This window comes from Novosphingobium album (ex Hu et al. 2023) (assembly GCF_022832385.1).
Taxonomy (GTDB): Bacteria; Pseudomonadota; Alphaproteobacteria; order Sphingomonadales; family Sphingomonadaceae; genus Novosphingobium; species Novosphingobium album.
Genome location: NZ_JALHLE010000003.1, coordinates 106,766 through 124,352, shown reverse-complemented (window position 1 = coordinate 124,352; position 17,587 = coordinate 106,766). Strand labels below are relative to the sequence as shown.

The window sequence follows — 17,587 nt, the reverse complement described above, 5'->3', positions numbered from 1 at the left end:
AATGCGTGGCTGGCGCAAGAGGGTCTTCATCGGTGAATGGCATTGCACGTGCGCCAGTCTGTCCACGACGGAGATGGCCGAGCGGTTTGCAAGACCGGTTGTTTGTGCGAAATTCACCGCGATGATTTCTCTCTCGAAATTCAGCATGCTACGCATTTCCGCTCTGGTCCTTTGTCTTGCTGCCCTGCCTTTGCCCTCAATGCGGGCGGATGCGCAGCAGGAGAGCTTTTCGGCCTATATGCAGACCGTCGCCAGCCACGCGCGGCGCGACGGGGTGAGCGAAGCGACGATCACCAGCACGCTGGCAGGCTTGACCCCGAACCAGCGCGTCATCGATCTGGATACCTCGCAGCCGGGCAGCCAGGGCGGGCCGCCGCCGCTGGCGCCTTATATCGCCCGGCACGTCGGCAGTTCGATCGTGAGCAGGGGGCGTGCGCGCTACGCTTCGATGGCGTCGATGCTGCCGGCGATCGAGCGGCGGTATGATGTGCCAGCTTCGATTCTTTTCGCGATCTGGGGGCATGAGACCAATTTCGGCAGTTATACCGGTGATTTCGATCTGGCCCGCTCGCTGGCCACGCTGGCCTGGGAGGGCCGCAGGCGCGAACTTTTCGAAGGCGAGCTGATCGCGTTGATGAAGATGATAGACCGCGGCGTGCCGCGCAGCACGCTCAAGGGCAGCTGGGCAGGTGCCTTCGGTTATCCGCAATTCCTGCCCAGCGTCTATCTGAAGCTTGCAGTGGATGGTGACGGTGATGGCCGCACCGACCTCTTCAGTGCGGCCGATGCGATTGCATCCATCGCCAACTATTTTCGCGATGCTGGCTGGCGCTCCGGGGAACCCTGGGGCGTGAGGGCGGCCGTGCCTTCGGGTTTCGACGTCAGTGCTTATGCCACCAAGCTGGTCTCGCCGACCTGTGAAAAGGTGCATGCGCGCCATTCGCAGTGGAAGACCGTTGCCGAATGGCGCTCTCTGGGCGTGGCACCGCTGGCGCCGATCGGCAACGAGGTTCTGGCCACGGTGTTCCAGCCCGATGGGCCGGGCACGCCCGCCTATCTGTTAACCGGGAATTATCGGGTTATCCTTCAGTACAATTGCTCGAATTACTACGCCATGTCCGTGGGATTGCTTGCTGATGAGATTGCCCGTTAACCGTGTCCTGCCGCTTGCGGTTCTGATTCTGCTCGGCACGGGTGCGGCCAGCGCCAGGGACCACAAGGACAAGCAGCCTGCGCCGGTTACGGGCCCTGCCGCCGATTATCCGGTGGTGATTGGGCAGCCTTTCACGATTGGCCAGACCGTCTGGACGCCGACCGACCAGCTCAACTACGACGCCGTGGGCGACGCTTCGGTTGGCGATATCAGCCTTGCCGGGGTGACCGGTGCACACAAGACACTGCCGCTGCCCTGCTATGTCGAGGTTACTTCGCTCGCGAGCGGAAAGACCATTCTTGTGCGGCTTGAACGGCGCGGGCCAATGGTCAACGACGTGCTGGTCGAGCTGTCACCGATGGCGGCGCAGCAGCTTGGTATCGTGCCGGGCAGCCACGCGCCGGTGCGGGTAAGGCGGGTCAATCCGCCCGAGCAGGAACGGGCCATGCTGCGGATGGGCGAACGCGCGCCGGAGCGGATGGCAACGCCGGATGGGCTGCTCAAGGTTCTTCGCCGCAAACTGGCCGACCAGTCACCCCTTTTGCCGCCGCCTTCCACCCCGCCGTCGATGCCGGCAATGACGGACAAGCCCGCGCCGGTTCCGACACCCAAGGCGGCTGCTCAGAAACCCGCTCCCGCTAAGCTTTCCACGCCAGCAAAGGCTGCCAAGCCCGTTCCGGCCGCGATGCCAAAGCCAGAAGCCGCGAAGCCTCCAGTGGCCTCCGCCGCCCCGCCTGCGCCGAAAGGTTCGCTCTTGGTCCGGGCCGGGGCATTTTCGGTCGAAGCCAATGCCCGCAAGGCCGCCAAACAGCTAGGTGGCAACGTCACAAGGACGGGCAAGTTCTGGATCGTGAGCACCGGGCCCTTTGCAAACCGTGCACAAGCCGCTCCGGCGCTGGAGAAGGTCCGGAACGCTGGCTATAAGGATGCCCGAATCCAGTCAGCGGATTGACCGGCAGTACCGGCGCCGCACGCATTTGGCGCCCCGCGCGGGCGTGCGGGAGAAGTCGGGTCTTGAAGTCTATCGTTTCGTTCGGGCTGGCGGTTGCCGTGACCGCAGGCGCCGCCCATGCAGTCGTTCCCAGCCCGCCTGCGGAACTGGCGCCGATCCCGGTCAGCCTGCTGGTCGATCTCGGATCGGGGCAGGTACTGGAACAGCGCCACCCGGATACGCCTTTCCTGCCCGCTTCGGTCACCAAGGTGATGACCGCCTTTGTTGCCTTCGAAGAAATCAGTGCCGGACGGCTTCCGCTCGACCGGGTCTTTGCCGAACGGCCCGAAACCGAAAAGGAGTGGTTCGCCAAGGGTACCAACATGTACCTGACGGTCCACGACCGCCCCACCACGCGCGATCTGCTTCACGGCATCATGACTCAATCGGCGAACGATGCGTGCGTCGTGCTTGCGGAAGGCTATGCGGGTAGTGTGCAAGCGTGGACCGGCAAGATGAACGACGCCGCGCGGCGGCTTGGCATGACCCGCAGCCACTACAACACACCGAACGGGTGGATGGACGAGGGGCAGACTTATGTCACGGCTCGCGACATGGTGAAGCTCGCCGATGCCATGATCACGCGCTACCCGGATCTCTATCGCGAATTTTCCGGTCATAAGCACTGGTACTGGCATGGGCACGCGGGCGACGTCGCCATGCGCAGCCACGACCCGACGGTCGGGGTCGTGCCCGGCGCGGACGGGATCAAGACCGGCTATACGCGCGAGGCAGGTTACAACTTCGTCGGCACTGCCGAACGCGAAGGCCGCCGGCTGGTAATGGTGCTGGCCGGATCGCCGACCACACCGGTCCGCGATGCCGCGGCCCGTGCCTTGCTTGAATGGGGCTTTTCCGCGTGGACGGCCCGCCATCTGTTCGACAAGGGGCAGCCCCTTGCCGAAGCGCAGGTGCAGGACGGCGCTGACCTGAGCGTTCCCCTCGTCGCCAACCGCGAAGTTCACGCCACTATGCCCAGCGGCAGCAAGGCCAAGGTTACGCTCGCGGTCCATTACAAAGGGCCGTTGATGGCCCCGATCCGCAAGGGGGACGAGGTCGGAGAACTGGAGATCAGGGTGCAGGGCCTGGCGCCCGGCCGCGTTCCGCTTTTTGCCGGGCGCGACGTCGGCAAGGCGGGGCCGCTGGACAGGCTGCGCAACGGGCTTATCAACCTGTTTTCATGACCACGGGACGATTCATCGCATTGGAAGGCGGGGAAGGGGCGGGCAAGTCCACGCAGGCGCGCCTTCTTGCCGAGGCCCTGCGCACGCGCGGAATTGACGTTGTCGTGACCCGTGAACCCGGCGGCACGCCCGGCGCCGAGGCGATCCGCAAGCTGATTCTCGAAGGCGTGCCGGGGGACGACGGTCCGGGTTGGAATTCCCGCGCCGAAGCGCTGTTGTTCGCGGCGGCGCGGTCCGACCACGTCGAACAGCTGATCCGCCCGGCTCTGGCGCGGGGAGCATGGGTCGTGTGCGACCGGTTCCTCGATTCGAGCCGGGCCTATCAGGGCGGCGGCGGCGGACTTTCCGACGTCGATATCCTTACACTGCACGCCATTGGTAGCATGGGCTTCCTGCCCGATCTGACGCTGCTGATCGAAGTGGCGCCCGGTGAGGCGGCAAAACGGCTTGCTCTGCGCGATACCGACGGCACCGATCGGATCGGCGGGCGCGGCGCCGCCTACCATACGCGTGTAGCGGAAGCCTTTGCTGCGTTTGCAGGCAGCGAACCGCAACGCTTTGCCCGCATCGATGGCAACGGCACGCCTGCCGAGACCCACTCGGGTGTTCTTGCGGCACTGGCGCCGCTGCTGACTACACCATGAGCCGGCCGAAACCCTTTATCGGACAGGAAGCGGCCTGGCAGGAATGGCTTTCCGCCATTGCTTCGGAGCGCATGCACCACGCCTGGTTGCTGTCTGGTGCCAAGGGGCTCGGCAAGCGGGCCTTCGCGCGGGCAGCCGCGGCCGAGCTGGTCAGGGAACCGGGCGGCAAACTGCCTGACATCGCCTCGCACCCGGATATCCATATCCTTGAACACCTGCCGTCCAACGACGACGAGGCCAAGAAGAAGGCCGAGGGCAAGCCCTACCAGACCAAGCGCAACATCACGATCGACCAGATCCGGCAGATGCAGCACCGGCTGACTACGCGGCCGACGCTGGGCAACCGCCGCGCGATCATCATCGATCCGGCCGACGATCTGGAAAAGAACGCGGTCAACGCGCTGCTCAAGAGCCTTGAGGAGCCCCCGGTAGGGACCTATTTCCTGCTGATCACCCATCAACCGGGCCGGCTGCTGCCTACGGTGCGTTCGCGCTGTCGGGTGCTGCGGTTCGCGGAACTGAGGCCGGATGAACTTGACGCGGTGATCCGGCGCGATGTGCCAGAGGCCGGCGCCGAAGCACGCGCGGCGGCCATCGCAGCCTCCCGGGGATCGCCCGGCGTGGCGCTCAATTTTGTTGAGCACGACCTCGGCAACATTCACCGCCTGATGATGCAGATCCTGCGGCAGGGCGATGCGGATTTTCATCTTCGCGGTGCCCTGGCCGAGGAAATGGGCGCGCGCCCCCCGCGCGACCGGCAGCTTGCGGCGCTGGAGCTGGCGCGCAGTGTGCTCGTCGCCGAATTGCCCGATGCGTCCCGCGCGCGGCAGATGAAGATTATCGAGGCGCATGGCACGCTGACCGCGCTGAGTTCGCAGGCGCCCATCTACAATTTCGATGCCGGGCTCCTCATAATGGAAATTGGCGGGTTGCTGGCCTCGGCGGCGATGCCTAGAGAGGCCGCTCGCTAGACACACCTGAAGAGAAAGTGCGACCGCCGATGGGCGAGCCCTATTACATCACGACCGCGATCAGCTATCCCAATGGCCGCCCGCATATCGGCCACGCCTACGAGGCGATCGCCGCAGACGTCATCGCCCGTCATCGCACGGCCGAGGGGTTCGACGTGCGGTTCCAGACAGGGACGGACGAGCACGGCCTCAAGATGGCGCAGAAGGCGCGCGAGCTGGACACGACGCCGATGGAACTGGCGACGGAAATGTCAGGCTATTTCCGTGAGATGTGCGATGCACTGAACGTTGGGTATGATGTTTTCATTCGCACCACCGAACCGCGCCATCACGCGTCCACTCAGGAGTTGTGGCGGCGCATGGAGGCTAATGGCGATCTCTATCTGGATCGCTACGAAGGCTGGTACTCGGTTCGCGACGAAGCCTATTACGACGAAGGCGAACTGGTCGAAGGCGAGGGGGGGGAAAAGCTGTCGCCCCAGGGCACTCCGGTCGAGTGGACCGTGGAGGAATCGTGGTTCTTCCGCCTTTCGAAGTATCAGGATCGGTTGCTGGAGTTGTACAATTCCGGCGATTTCATCCGCCCGGAAACGCGGCGCAACGAAATCGCGCGGTTCGTGGAAGGCGGGCTTCGCGATCTTTCCGTTTCGCGGACCAGCTTCGACTGGGGCATCAAGGTGCCGGGCAGCGACAATCACGTGATGTATGTGTGGGTCGATGCGCTCACCAACTACATCACCGGTCTCGGTTTTCCGGACGAAACCGGCGATTTTGCAAAGTACTGGCCCGCGAACCTGCACCTGATCGGCAAGGACATCGTGCGGTTCCACACGGTATACTGGCCCGCATTCCTTATGAGCGCAGGTGTGCCGGTGCCCAAACAGGTCTTCGGTCACGGCTTCCTGCTCAATCGCGGGCAGAAGGAATCGAAGTCGCTCGGCAACGTCACCGATCCGATCGCGCTGTCCGAACTCTACGGCGTCGATACGCTGCGCTATTTCTTCCTGCGCGAAGTGGCGTTCGGTCAGGACGGCTCATGGTCGCATGAGGCGATCGTGACGCGTTGCAATGCCGAACTGGCGAACAGTTTCGGTAATCTGGCGCAGCGCACGCTTTCGATGATCTTCAAGAACATGGGCGGCGTGCTGAAACCCGGCCTCCCGGCTGCCGAAGCCGATATTGCGCTGTCCGATGCCGTGGCGCTGGGCATCACCGGAATGCGCCGCGCCTTCATGGACCTCGATTTCTCGAACGGTCTGGAAAGCTGGATGCGCGCTGTGTTCGCCTGCAACCAGTATGTCGACGAGCAGGCGCCGTGGACGCTGCGCAAGACCGATCCCGAGCGCATGGAAGCGGTACTGATGACGCTGCTGCGCTGCGTGCGCAGCCTTGCGCTGGCCGTGCGTCCGGTGGTGCCCACCGCGATCGACAAGCTGCTGGACCAGATGGGCGTAGCCGCCGATGCGCGTGAATATGCCGCACTGGGCGACGGTGACTGGCTCGAAGCGCTGGCAGCAAGCGGTTTCACACTGTCGCAGCCCATGGGCGTGTTTCCGCGACTGGAACTGCCGGCGGACGAGCCTGCCTGATGCTGATCGATTCGCACTGCCATCTTGAATACGAAGGTCTCGTCGAGGATCAGCAGGGCGTGCTGGCGCGCGCGCGTGAAGCGGGAATCGGCGGTTTCTTGAACATTTCCACCCGCCAGCGCGAGTGGGACAAGGTGGTGGGCACTGCCGCGCGCGAGGCCGATGTCTGGGCTTCGGTCGGCATCCATCCGCACGAGGCCGACCAGCATGCCGATCTGGGCGAGGCGGCTCTGCTCGAAGCGGCAGCAGACCCCAAGGTGATCGGCATCGGCGAGACCGGGCTCGACTATTATTACGACAAGTCCGACCGCGCGGTGCAGCAGGCGCTGTTCCGCACGCATATCGGCGTCGCCCGCAAAACCGGACTGCCGCTGATCGTCCACACCCGCGATGCCGAGGACGACACCGCGCGCATCCTGAGCGAGGAAATGGAGAAGGGGGCGTTCCCCGCCCTCATCCACTGTTTCACGGCCAGCGCCGGGTTCGGCCGTCAGATGCTCGATCTGGGGCTGACGATCTCGTTGTCCGGGATCGTGACCTTCAGGAACGCCGCCGATCTGCAGGCTGTTGCCGCGAAACTGCCGGAAGACAGGTTACTTGTTGAAACCGACTCGCCGTTCCTGGCGCCGGTGCCGCATCGCGGCCGCAAGTGCGAACCCGCCTATACCGCCGACACCGCGCGCTTCGTGGCAGGTCTTCGCGGTGTCACGCCGGAGCATCTGGCTGAGACGACGACGCGCAATTTCTTCGCGCTGTTCCGGAAAGCCGCCGCGTGAAAGTCACCATCCTCGGCAGCGGCACGTCAACCGGCGTTCCGCGGCTTGGCGGAGAGCACGGTGCCGATTGGGGCCGCTGCGATCCACTGGAGCCCAAGAACCGCCGCACACGCGTCTCTATCCTGCTGGAAAGCGACGCGGGAAGCCGCATCCTTGTCGATACGCCGACGGACCTGCGCGCGCAGCTTCTGGCCAACGACATCCACCGGCTTGACGCCGTGTTCTGGACGCACGATCACGCCGATCACTGCCATGGCATCGATGACCTGCGGCCGCTACGTTATGGCCGCGGCGGGCCGATCCCGGGCTTTGCCGCGTCCGAAACGGTCCGGCGCCTGCGCCAGCGCTTTGGTTATGTGTTCGCCGGACAGGAAGGCTATCCGACTATCGCGACGATCGACAATCTCGATACCTTGCGGCTTTGCGAAGGTTTTCGGGTCGATCACGTGCAAATGCCGCACGGTCCGGCGCAATCGACGGGGTACCGGTTTGATTGTGACGGAAAATCAGTCAGTTATGCGACGGACTTCAGTGAAATTACGCGCGGCATGGTCGATACGTTCTACGGGTCTGATGTGCTCGTCGTCGATTGCCTTCGCCGGGAACCGCATCCGACGCACGCGCACCTGGGCATGTCACTGGAACTCGCGGATGCCACGCGCGTTGGAACGGTCGTGCTGACGCATCTGGACAAGAGCATGGATTACGCGGCTGTGAGCAGCGAAGTGCCGGAGCACGTCAAGGTGGCGTTCGATGGAATGGTGATCGAGGCATGATCGGCACGGGGATGATCGTCTCGATCATCTCGGTGATCGCATGCCTGATCCTGGTGACGCGCGGCGCGCCGTTCCGAAATCTCGGCATGAGCAAGACGGTCCAGTATGCCGCGATCTGGGCCGCGATCATTATCGGTCTCGTGCTGCTCATTCAGGTGACGGGTTTCCGCATCGAACAGTGACAGAGTACTGCTGCCCCTTTCGATTTCTGCCACCCGTCATTTAACATAATATATATTATCAATCTACCGTTCGAAACCAAACGGCAGTCCCCTCACGGCCATCCACGCCCAAAATGGCGGGATTTCAGCGCATGCGCTTCACGTACAACCCGCTCTCGCGCTTCTCGGTGGCAAAGTTCGGCAACGACTGCACGAGTTCCGACAAGCGGGAAAAGCCATAGCTTCGCGCGTCGAAGCTGGACCGGTTGGCCACCCTCTGCCCCACTTCCGAAAGACTGGCGAAACCGTCGTCGTCCCGTTTGCTCGCTTTCCATGCGTCGTTCAGCAATTGGACGAGTTCATCGTCGACCGCCGGTTTGGCGGATGCCTTTCCGGGCCTTTCTTCGGCTTCGTCAGCAACCATGGCGTCGATGTCGATGAACCGCGTGCAGGCCTCACGAAAGGCCTCGGGCGTCCGGCTCGATCCGAAACCGTAGACCGGCGTCCCGTTCTGCCGGATGCGGATGGCAAGCGGCATGAAATCGCTGTCGCTGGACATGATGCCAAATCCGTCCACGTGGCCGCCGTACAGCAGGTCCATGGCATCGATCGTCATCTTCATGTCGGTGGCATTCTTGCCCTTGGTGAGATCGAACTGCTGCTGCGGCTCGAGTGCGTGCCGGTGGATCAGTGCGGCCCAGCCTTTCAGCGCCGGCTTGCTCCAGTTTCCATAGATGCGCCGTACGTTGACGGTCCCGAGATCGCCAAGGATGGTCAGGGCCGCGTCGAGTGTGGCGGGAGACGCGTTGTCGCCATCGATCAGAAGTGCGATGTTGCGGCCCCTGCGGGCACTGGCCGAGGCCATGGACTATCCTTTTCAGGGCGGAGAATGTTCAAGGCCGGATAATAGCCGCAAATTCCGAAGGTTGCACCTCTGTATGACAGGATTTCATACCCTCGGTCGACAGCGCTCGGGCGGCGTTTTCAGGCTGTCTGGCCGCAAGCGTCATTGATCTTGCCTTGCTGCGACGCACAACATAGGGCTTAATCGAACAGTTAAGGGTACAGGATCGGCCAATGCAGCGTTTCGAAGGCACCAGCAATTACGTCGCCACCGATGACCTCAAGGTCGCTGTCAATGCTGCGGTGCTCCTGCGCCGCCCGCTGCTGGTCAAGGGCGAGCCGGGTACCGGCAAGACGGTTCTGGCCGAACAGATTGCCGAGAGCCTTGGCGCGGAGCTGATCACCTGGAACGTCAAGTCCACCACCAAGGCGCATCAGGGCCTCTATGAATACGACGCGGTGGCTCGCCTGCGCGACGGCCAGCTCGGCGACGAGCGCGTGCACGACATTTCCAATTACATCCGCAAGGGCAAGCTGTGGGAAGCCTTCACTGCGCCCAAGCTGCCGGTGCTGCTGATCGACGAGATCGACAAGGCCGACATCGAGTTCCCGAACGACCTTCTGGCCGAACTCGACCGCATGGCCTTCGATGTCTATGAAACCGGCGAGCATATCGCGGCGCTCGAACGCCCGATCGTGGTCATTACCTCGAACAACGAGAAGGATCTGCCCGACGCATTCCTGCGCCGCTGCTTCTTCCACTACATCAAGTTCCCCGAGCGCGAGACGATGGAAGCCATCATCGACGTCCACTTCCCCGGCATTCAGAAGACTCTCGTAACCAAGGCAATGGAAGTCTTTTACGAACTGCGCGAAGTGCCCGGCCTCAAGAAGAAGCCTTCCACCAGCGAACTGCTCGACTGGCTCAAGCTGCTGTTGAACGAGGACATGCCGCTGGAAGTGCTACAGAATCAGGATCCCTCGAAGGCCATTCCCCCGCTTCACGGTGCCCTCCTCAAGAATGAGCAGGACGTGATGATGTTCGAACGCCTCGCCTTCATGGCGCGCCGGGGGAACTGAGGTGCCGCACGCCGGTCCCCACACCGGACAATGCCTGTGCGGTCAGGTGCATTTCACCATCGACGCGGAGCCCGTAGGCGCACGCTCCTGCTGGTGCCGGGACTGTCAGCGCATTGCCAGCGGCTCGGCGACGGTCAACGTGCTGTTTCCCGAAGAGGCCGTGGACTATGTCGGCGACATCGGCACGATGAGGATGACGGCGGACAGCGGCAATACCGTCGAACGCGGCTTCTGTCCCAAATGCGGCTCGCAACTCTACAGCAAGACTGTCGATCCTGCCGGAATGCCGATGCGGGTCCGTGCGGGCACGCTCGACGATCCTGAGCTCATGGCGCCAGGCGCGACGATCTGGGTGGAAAGTGCGCCCCATTGGGCACCGATCGACACCACGCTGCCCCGCTATTCGCGAGGACCGGACAGCCCGTTGATCGAGGAATGTGCCTGATATGACCGCCCCCTACTCCGGCAGCTGCAACTGCGGCGCGGTCACCGCGACGATTGCGGCCGAGCCCGTCTGGGTGCGCCAGTGCTGGTGCGGTCAGTGCCAGAAGGCTGCTGCGGGTTCTGCGACCAACAACGCGCTGTTCGCCACCGATGCCATGGCAATTACAGGCGATGTCGCATGGAAAGGCTACACTGCGGCCAGCGGCAACACGGTGGAGCAAGGCTTTTGCCCCACATGCGGCACGCCGATCTTCGGCCGCAACTCGTCACGCCAAGGCTCGTGGGTGGTCCGGCTGGGCTTTCTCGATGGCGATCATGGCCTCAAGCCGGCCTCGGCGATCTGGCTCGAAGAGGCCCCGGAGTGGGCGGTGGTCGATCCGGCGCTGGAGCAGTTTCCGCGTCAGCCTCCTCCTCCGCCCCCCGCGAGCTGATTCTTGGAACCTCTGGCCGGCGTTCAGCCGGTATCCCACACGCGCTTTGCCGCCATTCGCGCAAGCTTGGAGGCGTTCGAGCCCCGGCCGGGCTGGCGCGCGTGGGTCTATGAATTCCTGCTGTTCGGCTTCAAGCAAGGCTGGGCCTGCCTGTTTGGCGCGCTGCTGCTGGCGCTGCTGCTCGGCACGCACCTGTTCTATCCGGCACACCCCCCTCTTTCGCGCTACGATTTCCTGACGCTGAGCGCGCTTGCAATCCAGATCGCCATGCTCGCGCTGCGCCTCGAAACGCTGGAAGAGGCCAAGGTCATTCTGGCATTCCACATGGTCGGCACCGTGATGGAGCTGTTCAAGACCGCGCACGGATCATGGGAGTATCCCGAGGCAAGCCTGTTGCGAATTGGCGGCGTGCCGCTGTTTTCCGGGTTCATGTATGCGGCGGTGGGCAGTTACATCGCGCGCATCTGGCGCATTTTCGATTTCCGGTTCAGCCGGTATCCGAAGCCGGCCCATACCGCACTTCTGGCGGTGGCGATCTACGTGAACTTCTTCGCCCATCACTGGCTGCCCGATGTCCGGATCGCCTTATTTGCCGCTATCGCCCTCCTCTTCGCCCGCACCCGCATCTGGTTCCGGGTATGGCGCCGCGACCGCTGGATGCCGCTGCTGCTGGGCTGGTTTCTGGTGGCGTTGTTCATCTGGTTCGCCGAGAACATCTCGACATTCTCGCACGCGTGGATCTATCCCGACCAGCGCCATGGCTGGGCTCTCGTCCATCCCGGCAAGCTGGGGGCGTGGTATCTTCTGATGTACATCTCCTTCGTCCTCGTTGCCGCAGTGCATCGCCCGCAGCAGCACGCCCAAGCCGGACGGGCGTTTCCTACAGTCGCATGAATGGGATATGGTGACAGCGATGATCTGGCTCTGCTCCTCTCTCGTGCCGTCACAATGCGGCGTACCGGAAGTTCACACCGCATTCGCGGGTGACCGGGAGATTTCCGGCGCGCGGCAAGGCAAACCGAACACACATTTCCAAGGTTCCGTGTCATCCGGAGCGTCACACGGAGCCCTCGGGCAAAGGCTGAGATCATGCTGCTGAATTTCGTCGACGAACTGCGCGCCGCGGGTATTCCCACCTCGCTCAAGGAGCACCTCGTGCTGCTCGAAGCGCTTGACAAGGACGTGATCGAGCAGACGCCCGAAGCTTTCTATTATCTATCCCGCGCCACCTTCGTGAAGGACGAGGGCCTGCTCGACCGCTTCGATCAGGTGTTCCAGAAGGTGTTCAAGGGCATCCTCACCGATTACGGCCAGCAGCCGGTCGACATTCCCGAGGACTGGCTGAAGAAGCTGGCCGAGCGCTATTTCTCCGAAGAGGAGATGGAGAAGGTCAAGTCGCTCGGCTCGTGGGACGAGATCATGGAGACGCTCAAGAAGCGGCTTGAGGAGCAGCAGAAACGCCATCAGGGCGGCAACAAGTGGATCGGCACCAACGGCACCTCGCCGTTCGGCCACTCCGGCTACAACCCCGAAGGCATCCGTATCGGCGGAGAAGGCAAGCATGGGCGGGCGATCAAGGTCTGGGAAAAGCGCGAGTTTGCCAATCTCGACAATTCGAAGGAACTGGGCACCCGCAATATCAAGGTGGCGCTTCGGCGCCTGCGCCGTTTCGCGCGCGAAGGCGCCGCCGAGGAACTGGATCTCGACGAAACCATCCGCGGCACTGCCAAGCAAGGCTGGCTCGACGTGGTCATGCGGCCCGAGCGGCACAATGCCGTCAAGGTTCTGCTGTTCCTTGATGTCGGTGGCTCGATGGACCCGTTCATCAAGATGGTCGAGGACCTGTTCAGCGCCGCCACCGCTGAATTCAAGAACCTGGAGTTCTTCTACTTCCACAACTGCCTCTACGAAGGCGTGTGGAAGGACAACCGCCGCCGCTGGTCGCAGCGCACGCCGACCTGGGACATCCTCCACAAGTACGGCCACGACTACAAGGTCATCTTCGTCGGCGACGCCGCGATGAGCCCCTACGAGGTCAGCCACCCGGGCGGCTCGGTCGAGCACATGAACGACGAGGCCGGTGCGGTCTGGCTGCAGCGCGTAATGCAGACTTATCCGGCCACTGTCTGGCTGAACCCCTCGCCCGAGCGGCAGTGGCAGTATTCCGGATCGACCAAGATGATCCGCGATCTGATGGGCGGGGCGATGTACCCCCTCACCCTCGACGGACTCGAAGGGGCCATGAAGGAACTGACGCGAAAGAAGAGCTGAACGGACCGCGCCGTTGGAACGGTCCGTTACTCAGCAGTCAGGCTTTCGGCGGGAAATCGATGTGTTCGTGGATCGACTGCCAGCTTCCGTCGGCCTGCTTCTGGAAGACTTCCGTGTAACGGAAATCCGCTTCCTTCTCCTTGCCCGTGGAACTGGTGAGATGCGCCAGACCTGATGCAATGAACTGGCCGGGTCCGAGGATCTGTATCTTCGGATCAGGCATGTCGGCATGGTCGAATTTCATGTCCACAAAGCGTGCATTGGCTACGTGCATGGAAACCTTGCCGAGAATATGTCCGGTCTCCTGGGGATCAAAGGCAACGACGTCGTCGTTGTACCATTTGTCGATGGCGGGCAGGTCCATCGACTGAGCCGCCGTCGCGAAATCGGCGACCACGGACTTGGCCTCCGCTTCGGTGACGGGCTGGATGGCTTCAGTGGTCGTCTTCTGGCCACAACCGGCCAAACCGGCGCTGCCCAGCGTCAGGGCTGCGAGACTTACGGCAAACGGAAATTTCTGCATGACATCCCCTCTTCTCCAAGCGGCACCTTTGCGGTGCTCGCGGAGAGGGAGCCTAGGTCCACCAGCCCCATTGGCAAGCGGGTTAACCTTTATAGATCAGCAGATCGTCGATGGTCTCCCGCCATGCCGCCTCGTCCCGCGATGCCAGGGCGTCCAGATCGCCGGGCTGCGCGGCTCTGTCATCCACCCATTCGCGCAGTGCGGGACCGCCGTTGATGACGTCGATGGCGAGACGCTCGAACTCGTATTCATACGGGAAGTCACGCCAGATTGGATAGTCCGGCCAGAGATTGCGGATCGCCTTGAACGCCAGTGCCTGCAGCCGCCAAGGGCGGAACGCGGCGTGATCGTAGAATGGCCCTTCTGCGTGGATCATCAGCGCATTGCACAAGGCCTTCTGGTGCTTGTGAAAGGTCGGCTCGAACCAGCATTCGCGCAGCGCGCATCCGGTCAGCCAATCCGGCGCCAACCGTTCCATTTCCGCCAGCACCGCCTTGGCATCCACATCGGGCGCGCCGAACAGCACTTCGAGCGGACGCGTGGTGCCGCGTCCCTCCGAAAGGGTCGTGCCTTCCAGCATCACCGTGCCGGCATAGGCGCGGGCCATGTTGAGGTTGGCCGCATTCGGGCTGGGATTGATCCAGATCCGGCTTTCCGGCCATCCGAAGCCCGGCGCACCGTCCGATTGCCAGCCTTCCATTTCGATTACGCGGTAATCGACGTCGAGGTTGAAGTGACGCACGAACCAGTGCCCCATCTCGCCGAGCGTCAGCCCGTGGCGCATCGGCATAGGTCCCGCGCCCACGAAGCTCTCCTGCTCCGGCAGCAGCGTGGTGCCTTCCACCGGGCGTCCGGCAGGATTGGGGCGGTCCAGCACCCAGACGCTCTTGCCCTGTGTAGCTGCCGCCTGAAGCAAATAGAGCAGCGTTGTCACGAAGGTGTAGATACGGCAGCCGAGGTCCTGCAGGTCGAACAGGAACACGTCTGCCGTGTCCATCATTGCGGCACTCGGGCGCCGAACTTCGCCGTAGAGGCTGAACACCGGGATGCCGTAGGCGGGATCGGTCTCGTCCGAGGTCTCGACCATGTTGTCCTGCTTGTCGCCCTTGAGCCCGTGTTGCGGCCCGAACGCACTGGTCACGTTCACCCCTGCCGCGATCAGCGCATCGAGCGAGTGGACCAGCCCCCCGGTCACCGAGGCGGGATGGGCGACGAGAGCGACGCGCTTGCCATCGAGGGGCTTGCGCAGCGACGGGTCCGCCAGCAGGCGGTCGATACCGAACTTCATGCGGCGCTGGGTGCCGCAACCTCTTCGACGAAGCAAGTCGGATCATGAAAATCGGGGGCCTCGCCGCCGTGGCAAAGCGCCCAATAGCTTTTCACGCCGCCCTCCTCCTCGATCACCGCCGTGGCACCGCAAAGCCACGGCGCGGCCGGTAGGCCCATCGCGGGAATGGCCGCGTCGAAAATCGCCATGTCGGTGCCGAGGCGCATGGTGCACTCTGGTTCGCGCGGCATGGGCCTTTCGGTCATGCCCTCGCGCCGCGCGGAGAAGTCATAGACGTTCCAGCGCTCCGAGGGGGACAGGTTGAGTTCGGTGTAGGCCGGGCTGCCCGGTTGCTGCAGGAACAGTTCGAAACAGGTTGTCTGCCAGAGCCCGTCGGCACGCCCCTTTCCCGCGAACGAGGGCACAACCAGCTTTCCCGAACCCATGATTTTCCAGCGGGCGCGCAGCCAGTTGGCATCGAAACCGATGATCCGGAATTCCACGCTGCGGACTTGCGCGGGCGGATGGGCGGGATGACAGGTCAGATCGGCCATGGCCCCACGCTATATGGGACAAAAGGCGCCGGGCAATGCGGTTTCGTCCGGTTGCCATGCGCAAAGCGACCAACGGTTGAGGACCGTAGCGCGGCGGACACAGCTCTGACTTTGTTTCGCGCCCGCAGCGTGCTAGGCGCGCCGCTCCCGTTTAAGCCGAAAAAGACCCATGACCTACACTTCATCCCTGCTCCGCCTGCTCGACGAACGCGGCTACATCCATCAGATGACAGATGCCGGGGGCCTTGATGCCCTTGCCGCCAAGCAGATTGTGCCGGGTTATGTGGGCTTCGACGCGACGGCGCCTTCGCTCCACGTCGGCAATCTTGTGTCGATCATGTTGCTGCGCCGCCTGCAGCAGGCCGGGCACAAGCCGGTCGTCCTGATGGGCGGCGGAACCACCCGCATCGGCGATCCGACCGGCAAGGACGAAGTCCGCAAGATGCTTACGGACGAGGCGATCGAAACCAACATCGCATCGATCCGCACCGCGTTCGAACGATTCCTGACCTTCGGTGATGGCCCGACGGACGCAGTGATGGTCAACAACCACGACTGGCTGGGCAAGCTCGGCTACATCGAGATGCTGCAGCTGGTCGGTACCCATTTCACCGTCAACCGGATGCTGAGCTTCGATTCGGTCAAGCTGCGCCTCGAGCGCGAGCAACCGATGACCTTCCTCGAATTCAACTACATGATCCTGCAGGGCTACGATTTCCGCCACTTGTGCAACACGCAGGGGGTGCGCCTGCAGATGGGCGGTTCGGACCAGTGGGGCAATATCGTCAACGGTGTCGAATTGACGCGCCGCATGGATTCGACCGAGGTCTTTGGTCTGACGACCCCGCTGATCACCAAGGCCGATGGCACCAAGATGGGCAAGTCCGTCTCGGGCGCGGTCTGGCTCAACGAGGCCTCGCTGCCCTCGTATGACTACTGGCAGTTCTGGCGTAATTGCGACGACCGCGATGTCGGCAAGTTCCTGCGCCTGTTCACCGATCTGCCGCTCGACGAGATTGTCCGCCTTGAGGCGCTCGAAGGCGGCGAGATCAACGATGCCAAGGTCATTCTGGCCAACGAGGCGACGAAGCTGTGCCGCGGCGCCGAGGCAGCAGCCGCTGCCGAAGCCACCGCGCGCGAGACGTTCGCCGGCGGTGGGCTTGGCGAGGATCTGCCCACGATTGAAGTCGGCAGTGAAGGCATCCGCCTCGGCGCGGCGTGCACGGCTCTGGGTTTCACGGCTTCCAACGGCGAAGCCAAGCGCAAGATCGCGGAAGGTGCGGTCAAGCTGGACGATGAGGCGACAGACGATCCGGGAATGCTCATCGCGCCGGCAGCGGGCGAAACTCGCAAGCTGAGCCTCGGCAAGAAGAAGCACGGAATTATTAAAGGCATTTAAGCGGCAAAAATGCACCGCTCGTCCGGCATGAAACTGCCGGGTTTACCGAATGTTGGTGAATTGGCTCCATTGTCGCACCCTGAGGTCACAAACAAGGGCAATGACAATGAGTGCAGGCGCGCAGCTTTCTGTAACCGACAAGCGTCGGGCGGCGCGCCATCCGGTGGATTATTCCGTGATGGCCGAGCATCGCCAGCAGGGCGATGTGAACTTGCATATCATCAATGTTTCCGCCCAGGGCTTCATGGTCCATGGTGATCTTGGCTTGGAACGCGGTGAGCGCGTGGTCATGCGCCTGCCTGTCGTCGGCCGTATCGAGGCCCATCTGATCTGGGCGCATGAAGGCCGTGCGGGTTTTCAGTTCGAGCGGATCATCCGTGTCGATGATTTCCTCAAACTGGTCGATACCTTGCAGCCTAATCCGCGCCTGCGTCCGCGCCGCTGATCTTTCGAGGTGCCCGCCGGTGAAGGCGGGTGCCCTTCCCCTTACACACCCTTGAAATGTTGGTGCGCAGCAGCAATTTTTTCCG

The 17,587-nt window shown here is 62.9% G+C and carries 20 protein-coding genes; 16 read left to right on the top strand and 4 right to left on the bottom strand.

The annotated features are described in order from the left end of the window. Positions 1–121: 121 nt before the first annotated feature. From MTR64_RS02800 to MTR64_RS02760, 9 genes are all read left to right on the top strand, one after another. Entirely contained in the window at positions 122–1,153 is a 1,032-nt protein-coding gene (locus MTR64_RS02800) for a lytic murein transglycosylase (protein ID WP_419144907.1), read from the top strand. Further along, on the top strand, positions 1,137–2,105 hold the full coding sequence (locus MTR64_RS02795; protein WP_243990551.1) for a septal ring lytic transglycosylase RlpA family protein: 969 nt from the start codon (positions 1,137–1,139) through the stop codon (positions 2,103–2,105). The genes MTR64_RS02800 and MTR64_RS02795 overlap by 17 nt, the downstream gene beginning before the upstream one ends. Before the next feature lie 62 nt (positions 2,106–2,167). After that, entirely contained in the window at positions 2,168–3,328 is a 1,161-nt protein-coding gene (locus MTR64_RS02790; protein ID WP_243990542.1) for a D-alanyl-D-alanine carboxypeptidase family protein, read from the top strand. Then, positions 3,325–3,972: a dTMP kinase gene (gene tmk / locus MTR64_RS02785; RefSeq protein WP_243990540.1), complete on the top strand. Its 648-nt coding sequence runs from the start codon at positions 3,325–3,327 to the stop codon at positions 3,970–3,972. Before MTR64_RS02790 ends, tmk begins: the two co-directional genes overlap by 4 nt. Next, entirely contained in the window at positions 3,969–4,943 is a 975-nt protein-coding gene (locus MTR64_RS02780) for a DNA polymerase III subunit delta' (RefSeq protein ID WP_243990530.1), read from the top strand. The genes tmk and MTR64_RS02780 overlap by 4 nt, the downstream gene beginning before the upstream one ends. Positions 4,944–4,972: 29 nt before the next feature. Further along, positions 4,973–6,532, top strand: a complete 1,560-nt coding sequence (gene metG, locus MTR64_RS02775; protein WP_243990528.1) for a methionine--tRNA ligase — start codon at positions 4,973–4,975, stop codon at positions 6,530–6,532. After that, on the top strand, positions 6,532–7,308 hold the full coding sequence (locus MTR64_RS02770; RefSeq protein ID WP_243990523.1) for a TatD family hydrolase: 777 nt from the start codon (positions 6,532–6,534) through the stop codon (positions 7,306–7,308). The genes metG and MTR64_RS02770 overlap by 1 nt, the downstream gene beginning before the upstream one ends. After that, positions 7,305–8,084: an MBL fold metallo-hydrolase gene (locus tag MTR64_RS02765; protein WP_243990522.1), complete on the top strand. Its 780-nt coding sequence runs from the start codon at positions 7,305–7,307 to the stop codon at positions 8,082–8,084. Before MTR64_RS02770 ends, MTR64_RS02765 begins: the two co-directional genes overlap by 4 nt. Continuing rightward, positions 8,081–8,266 (top strand): hypothetical protein, encoded by a 186-nt coding sequence (locus MTR64_RS02760; protein WP_243990521.1) that lies wholly within the window; start codon positions 8,081–8,083, stop codon positions 8,264–8,266. The genes MTR64_RS02765 and MTR64_RS02760 overlap by 4 nt, the downstream gene beginning before the upstream one ends. 124 nt (positions 8,267–8,390) lie before the next feature. Here MTR64_RS02760 and MTR64_RS02755 read toward each other — a convergent pair whose 3' ends face one another. Continuing rightward, positions 8,391–9,110, bottom strand: coding sequence for an NYN domain-containing protein (locus tag MTR64_RS02755; protein WP_243990519.1), 720 nt, complete (start codon positions 9,108–9,110; stop codon positions 8,391–8,393). Positions 9,111–9,322: 212 nt separating this feature from the next. Between MTR64_RS02755 and MTR64_RS02750 the strand changes: the two genes are divergently transcribed. From MTR64_RS02750 to MTR64_RS02730, 5 genes are all read left to right on the top strand, one after another. After that, a complete protein-coding gene (locus MTR64_RS02750) occupies positions 9,323–10,168 on the top strand; it encodes an AAA family ATPase (protein WP_243990517.1) in 846 nt (281 codons plus the stop codon). A gap of 1 nt (position 10,169) precedes the next feature. Beyond that, positions 10,170–10,613: a GFA family protein gene (locus MTR64_RS02745; protein WP_243990515.1), complete on the top strand. Its 444-nt coding sequence runs from the start codon at positions 10,170–10,172 to the stop codon at positions 10,611–10,613. Position 10,614: 1 nt separating this feature from the next. Next, complete coding sequence (locus MTR64_RS02740) at positions 10,615–11,043, top strand: GFA family protein (RefSeq protein WP_243990513.1); 429 nt, start codon at positions 10,615–10,617, stop codon at positions 11,041–11,043. 3 nt (positions 11,044–11,046) lie between these two features. After that, positions 11,047–11,937 carry a DUF817 domain-containing protein gene (locus MTR64_RS02735; protein WP_243990511.1) on the top strand — a complete coding sequence of 297 codons (891 nt, stop codon included), beginning with the start codon at positions 11,047–11,049 and terminating at the stop codon, positions 11,935–11,937. A gap of 195 nt (positions 11,938–12,132) precedes the next feature. Next, positions 12,133–13,314, top strand: a complete 1,182-nt coding sequence (locus tag MTR64_RS02730) for a vWA domain-containing protein (RefSeq protein ID WP_243990510.1) — start codon at positions 12,133–12,135, stop codon at positions 13,312–13,314. A gap of 37 nt (positions 13,315–13,351) precedes the next feature. Here MTR64_RS02730 and MTR64_RS02725 read toward each other — a convergent pair whose 3' ends face one another. The 3 genes from MTR64_RS02725 to MTR64_RS02715 form a co-directional block, all read right to left on the bottom strand. After that, entirely contained in the window at positions 13,352–13,837 is a 486-nt protein-coding gene (locus MTR64_RS02725) for a YybH family protein (protein WP_243990508.1), read from the bottom strand. Positions 13,838–13,919: 82 nt separating this feature from the next. Then, the gene (locus MTR64_RS02720; RefSeq protein ID WP_243990506.1) at positions 13,920–15,125 is read right to left on the bottom strand and encodes an exo-beta-N-acetylmuramidase NamZ domain-containing protein; all 1,206 of its coding nucleotides are present in this window, start codon (positions 15,123–15,125) and stop codon (positions 13,920–13,922) included. Further along, positions 15,122–15,658: a DOMON-like domain-containing protein gene (locus MTR64_RS02715; protein ID WP_243990505.1), complete on the bottom strand. Its 537-nt coding sequence runs from the start codon at positions 15,656–15,658 to the stop codon at positions 15,122–15,124. The genes MTR64_RS02720 and MTR64_RS02715 overlap by 4 nt, the downstream gene beginning before the upstream one ends. Positions 15,659–15,827: 169 nt before the next feature. Here MTR64_RS02715 and tyrS point away from each other — a divergent pair, with 169 nt between their 5' ends. Both tyrS and MTR64_RS02705 read left to right on the top strand, forming a co-directional pair. After that, on the top strand, positions 15,828–17,057 hold the full coding sequence (gene tyrS / locus MTR64_RS02710; protein WP_243990503.1) for a tyrosine--tRNA ligase: 1,230 nt from the start codon (positions 15,828–15,830) through the stop codon (positions 17,055–17,057). Positions 17,058–17,163: 106 nt separating this feature from the next. Next, positions 17,164–17,502, top strand: a complete 339-nt coding sequence (locus MTR64_RS02705) for a PilZ domain-containing protein (RefSeq protein WP_243990497.1) — start codon at positions 17,164–17,166, stop codon at positions 17,500–17,502. Positions 17,503–17,587: the final 85 nt, after the last annotated feature.

Excerpts from the sequence above, each read along its gene's own strand:
- MTR64_RS02720 (WP_243990506.1), bottom strand. The coding sequence starts at position 15,125 with ATGAAGTTCGGTATCGACCGCCTGCTGGCGGACCCGTCGCTGCGCAAG.
- MTR64_RS02760 (WP_243990521.1), top strand. The coding sequence starts at position 8,081 with ATGATCGGCACGGGGATGATCGTCTCGATCATCTCGGTGATCGCATGC.
- MTR64_RS02725 (WP_243990508.1), bottom strand. The coding sequence starts at position 13,837 with ATGCAGAAATTTCCGTTTGCCGTAAGTCTCGCAGCCCTGACGCTGGGC.
- MTR64_RS02780 (WP_243990530.1), top strand. The coding sequence starts at position 3,969 with ATGAGCCGGCCGAAACCCTTTATCGGACAGGAAGCGGCCTGGCAGGAA.
- tyrS (WP_243990503.1), top strand. The coding sequence starts at position 15,828 with ATGACCTACACTTCATCCCTGCTCCGCCTGCTCGACGAACGCGGCTAC.
- MTR64_RS02750 (WP_243990517.1), top strand. The coding sequence starts at position 9,323 with ATGCAGCGTTTCGAAGGCACCAGCAATTACGTCGCCACCGATGACCTC.
- MTR64_RS02800 (WP_419144907.1), top strand. The coding sequence starts at position 122 with ATGATTTCTCTCTCGAAATTCAGCATGCTACGCATTTCCGCTCTGGTC.
- MTR64_RS02770 (WP_243990523.1), top strand. The coding sequence starts at position 6,532 with ATGCTGATCGATTCGCACTGCCATCTTGAATACGAAGGTCTCGTCGAG.
- MTR64_RS02730 (WP_243990510.1), top strand. The coding sequence starts at position 12,133 with ATGCTGCTGAATTTCGTCGACGAACTGCGCGCCGCGGGTATTCCCACC.
- tmk (WP_243990540.1), top strand. The coding sequence starts at position 3,325 with ATGACCACGGGACGATTCATCGCATTGGAAGGCGGGGAAGGGGCGGGC.
- MTR64_RS02705 (WP_243990497.1), top strand. The coding sequence starts at position 17,164 with ATGAGTGCAGGCGCGCAGCTTTCTGTAACCGACAAGCGTCGGGCGGCG.
- MTR64_RS02755 (WP_243990519.1), bottom strand. The coding sequence starts at position 9,110 with ATGGCCTCGGCCAGTGCCCGCAGGGGCCGCAACATCGCACTTCTGATC.
- MTR64_RS02795 (WP_243990551.1), top strand. The coding sequence starts at position 1,137 with ATGAGATTGCCCGTTAACCGTGTCCTGCCGCTTGCGGTTCTGATTCTG.
- MTR64_RS02740 (WP_243990513.1), top strand. The coding sequence starts at position 10,615 with ATGACCGCCCCCTACTCCGGCAGCTGCAACTGCGGCGCGGTCACCGCG.
- MTR64_RS02715 (WP_243990505.1), bottom strand. The coding sequence starts at position 15,658 with ATGGCCGATCTGACCTGTCATCCCGCCCATCCGCCCGCGCAAGTCCGC.
- metG (WP_243990528.1), top strand. The coding sequence starts at position 4,973 with ATGGGCGAGCCCTATTACATCACGACCGCGATCAGCTATCCCAATGGC.